The sequence below is a fragment of the Roseofilum sp. SBFL genome (genome assembly GCF_017746885.1).
Lineage (GTDB): Bacteria > Cyanobacteriota > Cyanobacteriia > Cyanobacteriales > Desertifilaceae > Roseofilum.
This window is the reverse complement of sequence record NZ_JAGHZH010000045.1, coordinates 1-13,995: the sequence shown is the minus strand read 5'-3', so window position 1 is coordinate 13,995 and position 13,995 is coordinate 1. Positions and strand designations below refer to the sequence as shown.

The following is a 13,995-nucleotide window of genomic DNA, read 5'->3' as shown; positions in this document are numbered from 1 at the left end:
CATAGATTCGAGTTGTCATTGCGACCGCAGGGAAGCAATCGCCAAGATTTGGGGATTTTGCGATTGCTTCATTCCACTTCGTTCCATTCGCAATGACTTATCTCAATGATACTGTACTCCGTTACAGCGCAAAGCGCTGTAAATGTTTTGCTTACGGATTAACTTGTCATTGACATTGCTCAAAAACGTAATTAAATGTAATATTGTTTAGCCACTGGATTTAAATCCAGCAGCTTAGATAAGTACAGCCAAATAAATTCCTCCAGCAATGCTTCCGATTTAAATAAGAATTTTCCTTTATGAAATTTGATCGCTATTAAATGGTAAAAATATCAGATACAGGAATTAAAAGATCGGGAAATGCCAAGGGAAAGACTTCTTCTGTCACAGAAAAAACTTTCCTGTCTCGATAGTCGTTGCCTTGAGGAAAGCGATAAACCATTACGGTTCTAGAGTTAATATCCACAATCCAATATTCTGGTATATTTTCTTGGGCATAGAGTGCTTTTTTCGCTGACATATCGTAACTTTGAGTTGCCTTGGATACTTCAACGACTAGCTCGATATCCTGGGGAAAGGGGTGATGGTCGATATATTGCGATCGCGGCAATTTAGCCACCACAATATCCGGTTCGGGTTCCGATGTCGATAAGGTAATGGGTTTAGCTTCTCGCACATAGGCTCGTCCTGCGGTTAGCCGTTCCAGTTTTTTCGCCAAATTTTCTTCAAAATAAGCATGTTCCGTGCCTTGAGGAGACATTTCTATAATCAGTCCGTTAATCAATTCCACTCTGCGTTCCTTGAATATGCCGCTCTCGATCATTTGATGGTATTCTTGAACGCTAAAATGAACAATTTCTGGAGCTATGATGGTCATTTTATCCTCCTTGCAATTTTCCTATCGCACTGACCAATCCTCTAACGCCATTTCAATTACGCTATCGACGGACTTAAAATCATCATGAGTTATAGGTCTGAGCTTCTGACGAGATTTCATCTGTTTGCGGTAATTGATATAGTAGTCTTCAAATGTGTCATAGATTTGCTCTTTATTAAACGGATATCTTAATTCAAGATTGTATCGCTTGCTCATCCATACATTAGGGTCAGTTAGCTTAGTTACATAGCAAAAGTCATCTGTCCAGATGGTAACTCCACCAATTATTTTACCTCTTTGAGTAAAATTATATCGTTTTGGGATAATCCACATCGTTGGCAAGCGAACAGACAGAGATAATCTGATTTCCTGATGTTTGGGGGGACAATAATAACTAAAACGGGCACAAGTTTTATGGTGGATCATTTTTCCTTGCTTGTTAAACTTGCCAAATTTCAGATCTTTGGTATCATAATAGCGATTGGCCTCAGCCTCAAATTGAATCCTGGGATGATAATCCAGAATTTTCTGAATAATTTCCAGAATTCGATCCTTAATCTCTGGCTGTGTCAGTAAATAAGCTTGAAGAAAGGGTGGCAAAGAATCAAATAGGGAATCTTCATCCACTTCAATGTCTTGTTTGCGATACAGTTTTCCGTCCAAATCTCGCAAAATCAGACAATAACGGTTGTCTTGGGTGCGATCGATTTCATATTGTAACAGTAAGCTATTCGGCATGTTATGAGCGGCGTACTCTTTAGCGGGAGTTGAAAAATCAGCAGCAATTGAAACTAAAGAAAACTCTTGTTTCCAGTCCACTTGTGCAAACTCTTCCCCGTCAGGATGATGGCGCATCAATGCTTTTTTATATCGCAGCAACTGATCGAGACTGGCTTTGCCACCGCTATTTTTCAGTTCGATAATCGCTAACCGGTTTTGTGGGTCAACGGCTAAAATATCCGATCGATTTTTGTCATTAATGTAATATTGTTTAGCCACTGGATTTAAATCCAGGAGCTTAGATAAGTGCAGCCAGATAAACTCCTCAAGTAAAGCTTCAGATTTAAATAAGAATTTACCTTTATGAAATTTGATCATTTTTATCGGTAATTATAACTCAAAGGGTAGGTTGGGCTTCATCAACCCAACCTACTCTGAAAACTTCACTTAACCAGACACCACAAAGTTAACTAAATTGCGCTTAGGCACAACAATCACTTTCTTCACTTCCTTACCCTCAATATAGCGTTGGGCGACTTCGGAATCGCGGGCATATTGTTCTAAAAGTGCCCGATCTTCGGTGGCGGGAACTTCGATTGTGCCCCGTGTTTTACCCATAATTTGAATTACTAGGGTAATCTCATCGACGACTAAGGCGCTCTCATCAACAACCGGCCAAGATTGGCGGTGAATGGACTCTTGATAACCCAAACTTTGCCATAATTCTTCAGCGATATGGGGGGCAAAAGGTGCGAGGAGGAGCAATAAGGTTTGAATCCCTTCGGTATAAACGGGAGAAGATTTACAGGGGGCATCGTTGAGGGCGTTACTGAGTTTCATCATCTCGGAAACGGCGGTATTAAACTGATAATCCCCTTCTAAATCGTCGGTGATTTCTTTAATGGCGGTGTGAATGGCACGACGGAGATCTTTTTCAGCTTTTGGATTGGCTGTTTCCTGTTCAGAAGAAACTTGGGCAAACTCCATCACCAAGCGCCAAACCCGATTGAGAAAGCGAAATTGTCCTTCAACATCGGCATCATCCCATTCGAGATCTTTTTCTGGGGGTGCTTTGAAGAGAATAAACATCCGTGCGGTATCTGCACCGTATTTGCCCAAGACGGTTAAGGGAGCAATACCGTTGTATTTGGATTTGGACATTTTCTCATAGGAAGTAACTAGAGAATCACCGGTATTCGGATCGGTTGGTTGATTGGTATCCTCAATTTGCTCGAGTTGAACATACTTACCGGTATTGGGATTCTTGTAGGTTAGAGCTTGTACCATGCCTTGGGTGAGCAAGCGTTGGAAGGGTTCGTCAAAATTAATTAAACCGCGATCGCGCAAAACCTTCGTCACAAATCGAGAATACAATAAGTGTAGAATCGCATGTTCAATCCCCCCCACATACTGATCCACCGGCATCCAATCATTGGTTTTCGCCGAATCAAACACCGCCTTGTCATTCTTCGCATCCGGATAGCGCAAGAAATACCAAGACGAATCAATAAACGTATCCATCGTATCCGTTTCCCGTTTCGCCGGAGTGCCGCAGGTGGGACAATCTACATTGACCCAATCTTCTAACTGTGCCAATGGAGACGCACCCTTACCCGAAAACGCTACATCCTCCGGTAACCGTACCGGGAGTTGCTCGTCGGGAACCGGAACTGCTCCACAATTGGGACAATGAACAACAGGAATGGGAACCCCCCAATACCGTTGCCGAGAAATCAACCAATCCCGCAAGCGATACTGCACCCGTGCCTTTCCATACCCTTGACTTTGGGCATAATCAATGATGGCTTGTTTGCCTTCCGTGGAGGGAGCGCCATTAAACATACCGGAATTCACCATATAACCCGGTTCCGTATAAGCTTCGCTCAAACGCTCCGGTGCTTCCCCTTGAGTCGGGGAAATCACCACCTTAATCGGTAACTTCTGCTGCGTCGCAAACTGAAAATCGCGCACATCATGGGCGGGAACCCCCATCACTGCACCTGTTCCATATTCGTACAACACATAATCGGCGATCCAAATGGGAATCTCTTCCCCCGTAAACGGATTAATCGCCCGTCCTCCGGTGGGAATCCCCCGTTTTGGCTTATCTTCAGCCGTGCGGTCAATATCGCTTTCTCCCTCAAGGGATGCGATAAACTCACTCACCGCTTGCTGTCGCTCTGGAGTCGTCACTTGCGGGGTTAAGGGATGTTCTGGAGCTAACACCACATAGGTGACTCCATACACGGTATCGGGACGGGTGGTAAATACGGCAATTTTGTCATCGAGTCCCACAATGGGAAATTCGAGATACGCGCCCACCGATTTCCCAATCCAGTTGGCTTGCATGAGTTTCACGCGCTCCGGCCATCCAGTGAGCTTATCCAAGTCTTGCAAGAGTTCTTCGGCGTAGTCGGTAATTTTCAAGAACCATTGTTTTAACAGTTTGCGCTCCACTTTGGCTCCAGAGCGCCAGGAATAACCCTCACTATCGACCTGTTCATTCGCGAGTACCGTTTGGTCTACGGGGTCCCAATTCACGGCTGCTTCTTTCTGGTAGGCTAAACCGGCTTGGAAGAATTGCAAGAAAATCCATTGCGTCCACCGATAATAGTCGGGGGAACAGGTGGCAACTTCCCGATTCCAGTCGTAGGAGAGGCCTAAGCGCCGGAGTTCGGCCTTCATCTGGGCAATGTTCTCATACGTCCATTTTGCCGGATGAATGCCTCGTGCGATCGCCGCATTTTCTGCGGGCAAACCAAACGCATCCCATCCCATGGGGTGCAGCACCCGATAGCCGCGCATCCGATAGACCCTGGCGATGACATCAGTAATCGTGTAATTTCTGACGTGACCCATGTGCAGGTTTCCTGAAGGGTAGGGAAACATGGAAAGGGCGTAGAACTTGGGTTTCTCTGGGTCGGTTAGTGTCGTGTCTACTCCTTGTTCCGCCCAAGTTTGTTGCCATTTTTCCTCAATTTCGACTGGATTATAGCGAGATTCCACGAGTTAAACTCCTGCGGGGTCATTCATTCTACTTGACTATTTTGACACAATCTGGAATGTGTCGGCGCGTTTTCTGGGATTTTTCTGGCTATAGTCGAGTCTGTTGACATGCACCGTTACCGCTCCTAGAGTTAGGTTCCCCACTAATACCATTCCCTATTCCTAACCTTCTGCCACATCCCAAGCCATTTGCAGCACACCTGATCGAAAACCACGAAATTTGGGTATCGCCCATTTGGTACAGTGCCAAACCCCGTCTCCGCATTACTGCCAATGCCCTGCATACCCACGAAGAGATCGAGCAGTTAGTGGCTTGCACTGGTGGCAACTCGGAATGGGGAATAGGGAATACAGTGAGGTATGGTTGTAGGGGCTAAGGGCTGGAAAGCCCCTACAGAATTATTGTCGCAATACATTCTGGGGGGTGTTGCATAATAGAGAACGATAAACATTGAAGGAAGCATCATGAACTGTCCCTATTGTGCCGTGCCATGCCGGTTGTTGATCCGCTATACTTCTTTTAGACCTAGAACCTTACTATCGATCACACTAAACTTTACGCATTATTCCTGCGACCCAACAATTATGACTGAAATTTTATTTGATCAAGAACAATTTGAAACTGCAACTCGACGGAACCTTGAAGAACTTTCCAACCTTGTTGCTGAATATGACCAGCAAGCGCAAGAGTCAGAGTTAGCTGAGTTCTCTAAATACGATCCGCTTCAGAGTATTATTCGTGCAATTGCAGCGAAATTTCGTGTAGAGGAAGGCTTAAAGCCTGAAGAGAGCTTGCAGCAAGCCGATCAAATCGTACGAAATGCTGAGGAGAAAGTGAAAAATCCAAGTGCTAAACAGAAGATATGTGCGGCGCTCAAAAGCTTTTCAGGAGACTCTTTAGCGCTACTTCCAATTTTGCTAGAACTGGTTAAATCTGGCGCTATTGCAATCACCTTTGATCCTACTGGAACCTTCCTTGTAAGTGCAGCTTGCCTGATCGTTGTAAAGCTTGGTGTAGAAGGATTTTGTGCAGAGTAGCAGAGGCTTACTCGGTTGCCCATTGAATAGTTCTGGAAATCGGAGTTTCTTTATCTGATTTTCCTATCAATAAGTGCTTTTCAAGATATGGTTTTACGCGCAATTGTTGGCAGATATCTACAATTGGTCTGAAATAGGTTAGGTTTGTATAAGATCCGCCGCTAGGTGCCCCACCAATAAGCATACCCACCATTGCAAATCTCAAGTTTTCGATTTGGGAAGGATCTAAACCCTTAACTTCTGCATCTAGAATTGGATCGCCGGAAACATTTCCAGCAACTAGTAGCGATCCTGAATCACCAGGTTGTGATTGGATGATAGCTGTAAATTCTGGTACTACGGACGATGAAGCCCCTGGGAAAACTACCATGCTGTGATTAACATATCCAGTAGTATGTCCAGAAACACCTCCATACATTTGAACAAGCATACCTGACCAAGCTAGAAAGGGTTTACCGGGGGTTGCTTCAACCCATTTGAGAAAAGGATTTAGCTTGATGCATCCTTCTAGCTTGATAAGGGATATATCTAGCTTTTCGGATTGTTCTTGTTGACTAGCCGATTTGTAAAAAACTCGACCAATTTTAGTGGACATTTGTGACGCACAGGCATTAATCTCTGTATATCCGGCTGTAAAACCATGTCTTACACTCATAGCTTGAGGCTCTATAGTTTCAGAGTTAGCCTGTGAAACTACGAAGGTTGTGAGAGTTACGGCTTTTTTCTCATTTACATGCCCATTTTTATTACTTCCAATTATCAAATCTCCGCTCTGCAATGAAGTTTTAGTAAGAGTTGATAAAGCTGGAATAGTTCCTGGTAAAGCATCTTGACTAACTGGAAAGTTACTATATTTGCTAGTAGGAAACGCACATTCTAGCAATATACGAACTTGTTTCTGATTTGCAAAGTCACTGATTAATGAATCAATCTCAATAAATCTCGGAATACCAAATTGATTATAAAAATAATCGTCGGCAGGAAAATTTAAGGTTATTAAACCAACTAATTCTTCTTGTTCACCAAGGGGCTTTTTGGCCACCCCAATGTGGGAAAAACCTGGGATCTTTGCCCAATCATTCATGTGGCTGCAAAGTGCTGCCATAACTTCTCTTTCACGCCAGATCTGTTTTCTAATCGGTTGAGGCATGAGCTTCCAAGTTTCAAAGAAAGCTATAGCTGATTGTTTGAAAGTGTCCTGATTATCCACTCCGTTCTGTAAGAGCTGTTGTGCCAACCTATCTAGGTTGAGCCACTCAGTAGGACTTTTAGGTTCCCACGGTTCAGTAGAACTATTTTCTGGCTTTGCTTGAGGCTTAAGGTTGTTAGCGGTACCAGGTTGCTGCATAATAAGCTTCTGCATCGCTTGATATGAACCTTTGCTCACTCCGTCAAACGCAGCAATAATGTAATCGAAATATGCATTTGCTTCAACTGCATCATCCTTGGATAGCAAAGAGCTACTAACGAGTTTTATCGCAAGAATACCTTCTGCAACGGCGGAAATAGGTGTACCTAAAGAATTATACATCTCTCGAGCACCAATAATACCCATCTGTTCAATAGGAGTTACATCGCCTGCAACAATTCCATAGGTTACTATTCGGAGATAATAATCTAAATCGCGTAGGCAAGTGGCAGTCATTTTCTCGCCATACGCATTTCCTCCGGGAGCAATAATATCAGGACGAACCTGAAAAAGCAAATCACCTGCTTGTTTAATAATATAATTACAAGAATCACTTAAAATTTCAGCAATCCGCAACCGCTGTTTACCAGAAGCTTCAAAGTTCTTGATTAGATCGAGTTCTTCTCGACTCAAGTAGCGACTTTGAGAATCTGCTTGGGAAACTACATTTTTAATTAAAGAGGACATAGCTGGAACCGAACAGACAAATCTTGAAGTATGCATTTACTTGCCTGGTATTATAACAAATTCTAGGCGTGTCAGACTCAGAAGTGTTGAATCTCGACATAAATTTTTACATTTAACTAAACAAGAGTCTCTGGGAGCCAATCATAGCTCCAATGGATTAGGGGGCAAGGATTTCAGGATGGATTTGACCAGGGCTGTAAATGAGGAGATTATTTGAGGATTGTTGTTTTATCTTTGAGGATATAATACTATATTTTATCCTCTTTTTTTCTCTGTTAAGCTAACTTTCAATACTTCTGCCTAGAATGGATTTATAAAAACCGCAAGCCAGCGAAAAAACAGGGTAAACACTTTGCCAAAATCAGGCCAACCCTCACCTAGGAAAAACCAATTCATAAATTGCCCTAACTTGCTACAATAAAAAAATATCTATACCCTAACCCCAGATGACTCAAACGCTCACTCCATCCCTAACCTTAGAAGAATTTCTAGCCCGTCCAGAAACCAAACCCGCCCTAGAATATATTAATGGAACCCTTGTAGAAAAAAACATGCCCCAAGGCGAACATAGCCTACTCCAAGGTGAATTGTGCGAAGTCATTAACCGAGTTGCGCGATCGCCTAAAATTGCTAGAGCTTTTCCCGAACTGCGCTGTACGTTCGGGGGACGTTCCATAGTTCCCGATATTGCCGTGTTTCGCTGGGAAAGAATTCCCCGAACAGATAGCGGAAAAATTGCCAATCGCTTTGAAATTCCCCCCGATTGGGCGATCGAAATTTTATCTCCTAACCAAAGTCATTCTCAAACCTTAGATAAATTATTGCACTGTTCCCAAGGGGGCACAAGTTTGGGATGGTTAATTAATCCCGCAGAAGAAAGTATTTGGGTGATTCGAGAAAACCAACGCATTGAGGTATTTACTACTGATGCACAACTGCCTGTTCTAGAAGGAATCGATCGCCAGTTAACAACATCCGAAATTTTAAGTTGGTTAATTCTCTAAAATCTCCTCCTCACTCCCCATTCCTGTGCGATCGCGAAGATTGACCAGATTGCTTCATTAGGCTAACTCATTAGCTTAGGGGATTAGCGGCAAGGTTAACTACCTAGGGGTTGATTGGCGATCGCTAACAGCCCAGAAAAAAAAGTAGAACCTTGACAACTCAATCATCATGTAGGTGCGATCCTTTATCAAGTCCTACCCTCCTTGGCTCTCTATAAAACAGTAGGAAACCATCCGTAAGCCAAGGGAGGAGAGGATGTCTCTAGAAGCAAATGCCTTGAGTAATGCCAAAGATACAGCGCTTTGCGCTGTTATGATGGACAGTAACAACAATGAGTAAACCAGTTTTTTAAAGGTTCAGGATTAATTAACTTTATAGCGTGAAAAATGGTTTTCCTATTACCTATTACCGCGCGAAGCGCTGTATTACCTATTGCCTCTTCCCTAGCGCTCTATATCCATTTCCTCAACAACCATCTGAGCCAACTGTGCAGCCGCTCCTGTCTCTCCGCGCACTCTTGCTAGGCGATCGCGCATTTCCTGTAATTGCTCGGGATGGTCTAAATACTCAATCACTTGCTGGGCTACTTCTTCGGCTTCTAAATGTCCTACCCATTCTGGAACAATCATCTCTTTTGCCCAAATATTGGGCCAAGCAAATAATTCCCCTCGCTGTTGTTTCCAGAACAGAATCACTTTATTGATTACCTTAGCAATACTCGAACCTACAGCCGGTAAATGGGCTAACATTCCCCAAATACCATCCCAACTCCGCATTGCGTCGAGCTGCTGAGTTGGCAATAATACAATCATTGGTAGGCACAAAGACCCCAATTCTGCCGTATTTGCCCCGACTGTCGTTATACAAAATTGACATTGGGTGAGCATTTCATAGGCCGGAAAGGCAGTCCACAGATCGATTTCTAAACCACTTGGGGTTTTTAGGCGCGGTTGAGACCCGTTTTCAATTAACTCAGCTTTCCCTGTAGGCCAATATTGCAGAGTTCGATTGAATTGAGGATCGCCAAATAGGGCTAAAGTTTCGATATTGAGGGTTGGGGCAACGGGAATGATAAATTGGGTTTGAGGGCGCTGTTGATGGATCAACTGGGCGATCGCCAATGAGAACGGTAATCCCGGCCGCAATTTATCCGGTTTTGACCCCGGTAATACCGCAATCAACTCCCCATCAACCGGATTTTCAGATGTCGAAACCGACTGGGCTGAGTCTGCCATTAAATCCCCCACTACAGTGAATTTATGGGCTAAATTGGGTTTTACTTTGTCTAAAATTTGGCGATTCATAACCGCGAATCGGTCAATCCAAGGCTGCCATCTGGCTTCCCATTCTGCATATACCAGGGTTCGATAGCCCAACCGCTTGCCCAACATGAGAGTAAAAAATTGATCGCCTCCCAGAAACAGCACCAAACCGCGATCGCTCCATTGCCAATTTTGGGCCGTTTTCCCCCACAATAAAAAGAGGATAAAATCTTCTGGCCCCTGAACTCGATTCACCTCTGGCAAAGAGGCTGCCATCTCGGTTTCCGAACCACTGGCATGGGGACAAGGGGATAACACCACAGAGATGCGAACCCTTTTGTTGTTCGCTCCTAGAGCCTGGCGAATTTCTTTGACCACCGGACGCACCCAAGTGGTTAATTCTCCCGGCCCATTTGAGAGAATCAGAATATCGATCGTAGATTCAGACACAGATATGGACATAACCTCATTAATTGAAGCGATCCAAGCCGGCGATCGCGCTACAGTACAGACTTTAACTCAAACCTGGGATCAAACCGAATTCAATGACCAAGGAAGCGTTGCTTTAATTACTGCGGCTGAACAGGGAGATACTGAGATTTTACACCTATTAATTGAGGCCGACCTCAATGTCAATCAAGGGGATGAGGATGGATGGACCCCGTTAATGGAAGCGAGTGCTGGGGGTTATGTAGAACTGGTAAAACAATTACTCACTGCTGGTGCTAATGCCAATACTCCAAGTAACGAGGGTATAACCCCTTTGATGGCTGCCGCTGCTAAAGGGCACACTGAAGTTGTGACTCTCTTAGTTGAACAAGGTGCTGATTTAAAAGCCAAGGATAAGAATAGTTGGACCGCTCTGATTTGGGCTTCGGCGGAGAAACAGAGCGACATGGTGAACTTACTGCAAACCTTGCGCTCTAAGGCTGGGGAGTAGAATTGGGTCATGAAAAGGTAAAACCTAGTTTTGCCTTTTACCTCTTGCCCATGCCCTAATTCCCACTAAACCCCAAATTGTCCCCAAATTTGTTGAGCAATGCGTTTGGTTAACGTTGGTTTCGAGGTAAATAGTTCTCGCAATGCCCAAGAACTTAACCGGGGAAGGGTACCGATCATCCGCCGAATTAACCACTCCCGGAAAAGGAAACCCAGCAATGTCCCAATGACTGCGGGTAAAACAACCCAAATCAGCACAGAGATCAGCAGTTGTTGGAGAACCCCAGGATCTTGAAGGACAACGAGCAGGTTTCTGATACTCAAGATAGCACTGGGAATCCAAATCGTGAGCATGGCGATCGCCCAGGCAATGCGATCGACCAATTGAGTGGTTCTCAGTTGCAAGAAACTCAACAGTTCATTGATCAACCAATTGTGACTTTGAACCACCCTCAAGCATTCTGGTCTATCCAATAATTCTCGGCCGACTTGGTTAATCAGATCTCCATCTGGAGATAAGACAGTTCGTAATAGAAACTTACCTTCTTTCGTGTTATTCCCAACATAAAAAGTCCTAAATGTCAAGGCCGATTGAATGGTTCCCTTAGATGTTGTATCAACAACTACCATCTCCCGAAGATCGACCAAGAGGCGAGCCAATTGACGAGGGGGGATGATTAGGCGATCGCCCCCCAACTTCACCCCCTCAATGTGTTGGAGCATCAACGGATTCAGATAAAACACAAACTCCCCATCTTCGGCTCGAATACAAGGCGCAATCAAGCTTCCTGGAGTTTGCGGCGGGTTTACCAGCGATCGAACCCGCTCTACCGTATTTCGGATAAACTTAAACACACTCTCCTTTGGAGTTTCATCTACCGATTAGGATTAACAAACGTGGCAGCCGGTAATCTAAACCGTCCATCCGTACTTTTTTCCAGAATATTTTGCACAATCTCGACCATAAACTCCAGCAAACCGCGCCATTGCCGTTCCCCAGAATTCACCCCTTCATTATGGATTTGGATCAACAATTCCTTCTGATCAAAATCGAGTAACTTCTCATGGTATCGATTAATAATATCCCCATCAAGTTGCATGACCGTTTGCGCATAGATAATATCTGTTGATTCAGACTTGAGATCTTGACTATCTAAAGCTGACTTCAGTTCTTGCAGTTTGCGCAAACCTCGCAAAAAACGACCATTCGAGAGCAAATTCTGTAGTTTGTCTTCATCACTCGGATCGTCTGGGTTCGGCAGTCGCTCTTGAGGATCGAATAAATCATTCGTCGGATTACTAAGGACTTGTCGATACTCCATCAGCAATTTGCGACGCAATCCATGATAGCGATGGTAAAGTGCTGGAGGAATTTGACGCTGATAAAAATACTGTTCATCCCCTTCATTCTCTGGAATGTCATAGATATAACGATAGGCTTCCTGGGGCACAAATTTGCTCCCCGTAATTTGTGACACTATCATCGTATTGACTTCTAGGGCAGTCATATCGGTGAGAACTTCACCTAACCCGACAACAAAATCGCTAAACCGGCGTTGAAGACTAGACACTTGTCCCAACTGCCCACTTTGGGTAGGTGTTATTTCTGTTGAATCAGGCATGACAATTGTACTCCTATTGAATAAAGTTGTTGATTAACTCGGTTGGGTTTGATCTGAGCAGTAAAGAGAATCTTTAGTCTAAGATTTCTTTTCCTCAAAAGGATCTTCACTCATCAGCAAAAGGATCGTCTCCCAAAGCATCAAAGAGTTCTGACTCTTCTTGTTGAGTTGATCCCTCTGATAAGTCTAGAGACTCAGCAAAAGGATCGACAGCATTATCGTCCTCAGCAAACAAATCAGCTAAGGGATCAACCTCATCCTCCTCCAGCATCAGTTCTTCTGTGATAGCTGGAGGAGTAATCTCCTCTTCCTTCTCCCAGTCTTCAGATAAAAGCTCCTCTAATCCATCAGACTGATCCAAGATCGAATCTTGAACTGACTCACCAAAGGAATCTAACTCCTCTTGGGCAAATTCGTCAATCATTCCTTCTAACTCTGGTTCCACCACTGTCGGTGCCGTATGACTCACTGGCGAATCCTCCCACAGATCGCCCATATCTGCTCCAATTTCCTCTATTGCCTTCGCATCGCTCAGAACTTGAGCGATCGCCCGATCTTCAGCGATCGCATTACTCCGATCGCCTAGGGGAAAATCTAACTCCTCTGTATCTCCAAACACATCTAACAAATCAGCATCTGTCTCTTCTGCTTCACCATACTCCTCAATCACCTCTGAAGAAAAGTCGGGGAGATCTAAAGGAATTTGTACTTCTTCTTCCTCTGGCTCAAACACATCTAGTAATGCTTCTGTTTCTACAGAACTTTCTTCAGGAGAACTCATATCATTCCAAATCGTCTCCGACATCGTATCCATTTCAAACGCACTTAAAATTTCTGCTTCTTCTTCCTCCGATGGTTCGGGAATTCCCAAAGGCTGTTGATCGGCACTCGCAAACGGATCTCCCTCTGCTTCCTCGATTTTTTCCCATAAAGATTCTTGGGATTCATCTAATAGCGACTCTTCTTCTGAACTTGAAAATGGATCGTCATCTATTCCTAAATCCTCTTCCAAAGATTCAGCCAATTGAGCTGGAGCAGTTTCTGTTTCTTCTTGCCATAAATCTTCAGTTGATAAATCCTCTTCAGAACTCGTGAACGTAGCGGACTCAGATTCCTCAATTTCTTCCCATAATTCCTCGGTTTCTGCCATAGGAAATGGATCGTCTTCCATTTCCACCAATCCTTCTTCTAAAGATTCCTCTAATGCGGCAGTCTCTGAAGTTTCTTCTTCCTCCCACAATTCTTCTGTCTCTGAACTCGCGAATGGATCGTCTTCCACTTCCACCAGTTCTTCCGCTTCCGAAGATTCCTCTAATGCGGGAGGCTCTAAAGTTTCTTCTTCCCACAACTCCTCTTCTGAACTCGCAAATGGATCGTCTTCCATTTCCACCAGTGCTTCCGCTTCCAAAGATTCCTCTAATACGGGAGGCTCTAAAGTTTCTTCTGTCTCCCACAGTTCTTCTGTCTCTGAACTGGCAAATGGATCTTCTTCCGTTTCTAAAGATTCTTCTAATGCGGGAGGCTCTAAAGTTTCTTCTGTCTCCCACAGTTCTTCTGTCTCTGAACTGGCAAATGGATCTTCTTCCGTTTCTAAAGATTCTTCTAATGCGGGAGGCTCTAAAGTTTCTTCTGTCTCCCACAGTTCTTCTG

Annotated in this window: 9 protein-coding genes and 3 pseudogenes; 4 read left to right on the top strand and 8 right to left on the bottom strand. The window is 44.1% G+C overall.

The window, feature by feature from the left end; genetic code table 11:
* Nucleotides 1–316: 316 nt before the first annotated feature.
* The 3 genes from J7545_RS04850 to leuS all read right to left on the bottom strand — a co-directional run bounded on the left by J7545_RS04850 (nt 317) and on the right by leuS (nt 4,603).
* Nucleotides 317–877 carry a Uma2 family endonuclease gene (locus tag J7545_RS04850; RefSeq protein WP_318699694.1) on the bottom strand — a complete coding sequence of 187 codons (561 nt, stop codon included), beginning with the start codon at nt 875–877 and terminating at the stop codon, nt 317–319.
* Between the two features lie 21 nt (nt 878–898).
* Nucleotides 899–1,975: a hypothetical protein gene (locus J7545_RS04845; RefSeq protein ID WP_318699695.1), complete on the bottom strand. Its 1,077-nt coding sequence runs from the start codon at nt 1,973–1,975 to the stop codon at nt 899–901.
* A gap of 69 nt (nt 1,976–2,044) precedes the next feature.
* Nucleotides 2,045–4,603, bottom strand: a complete 2,559-nt coding sequence (gene leuS, locus J7545_RS04840) for a leucine--tRNA ligase (protein WP_318699696.1) — start codon at nt 4,601–4,603, stop codon at nt 2,045–2,047.
* Between the two features lie 158 nt (nt 4,604–4,761).
* On the opposite strand from leuS, the pseudogene J7545_RS23915 reads away from it, so the two are divergent.
* Both J7545_RS23915 and J7545_RS04835 read left to right on the top strand, forming a co-directional pair.
* A pseudogene (locus tag J7545_RS23915) lies at nt 4,762–4,980 on the top strand (hypothetical protein); the annotation flags it as partial.
* Nucleotides 4,981–5,188: 208 nt separating this feature from the next.
* Nucleotides 5,189–5,641: a hypothetical protein gene (locus J7545_RS04835; RefSeq protein ID WP_318719216.1), complete on the top strand. Its 453-nt coding sequence runs from the start codon at nt 5,189–5,191 to the stop codon at nt 5,639–5,641.
* Between the two features lie 1,396 nt (nt 5,642–7,037).
* On the opposite strand, the pseudogene J7545_RS04830 reads toward J7545_RS04835, so the two are convergent.
* Nucleotides 7,038–7,517, bottom strand: a pseudogene (locus tag J7545_RS04830) (allophycocyanin); the annotation flags it as partial.
* Nucleotides 7,518–7,963: 446 nt separating this feature from the next.
* Here J7545_RS04830 and J7545_RS04825 point away from each other — a divergent pair.
* Nucleotides 7,964–8,521, top strand: coding sequence for a Uma2 family endonuclease (locus tag J7545_RS04825; RefSeq protein ID WP_318719215.1), 558 nt, complete (start codon nt 7,964–7,966; stop codon nt 8,519–8,521).
* Between the two features lie 444 nt (nt 8,522–8,965).
* Here the strand turns inward: J7545_RS04825 and J7545_RS04820 are convergent, their stop codons facing one another.
* Nucleotides 8,966–10,246 (bottom strand): lipid-A-disaccharide synthase, encoded by a 1,281-nt coding sequence (locus J7545_RS04820; RefSeq protein WP_318719214.1) that lies wholly within the window; start codon nt 10,244–10,246, stop codon nt 8,966–8,968.
* Here J7545_RS04820 and J7545_RS04815 point away from each other — a divergent pair.
* Entirely contained in the window at nt 10,239–10,724 is a 486-nt protein-coding gene (locus J7545_RS04815) for an ankyrin repeat domain-containing protein (RefSeq protein ID WP_318719213.1), read from the top strand. The two genes, J7545_RS04820 and J7545_RS04815, sit on opposite strands and share 8 nt — an antisense overlap.
* Nucleotides 10,725–10,789: 65 nt before the next feature.
* On the opposite strand, the gene J7545_RS04810 is transcribed toward J7545_RS04815, so the two are convergent.
* The 3 genes and pseudogenes from J7545_RS04810 to J7545_RS04800 all read right to left on the bottom strand — a co-directional run.
* Nucleotides 10,790–11,578, bottom strand: a complete 789-nt coding sequence (locus J7545_RS04810; protein ID WP_318699701.1) for a hypothetical protein — start codon at nt 11,576–11,578, stop codon at nt 10,790–10,792.
* 20 nt (nt 11,579–11,598) lie between these two features.
* Entirely contained in the window at nt 11,599–12,345 is a 747-nt protein-coding gene (locus J7545_RS04805) for a hypothetical protein (protein WP_318719212.1), read from the bottom strand.
* A gap of 106 nt (nt 12,346–12,451) precedes the next feature.
* A pseudogene (locus tag J7545_RS04800) lies at nt 12,452–13,995 on the bottom strand (hypothetical protein); the annotation flags it as partial.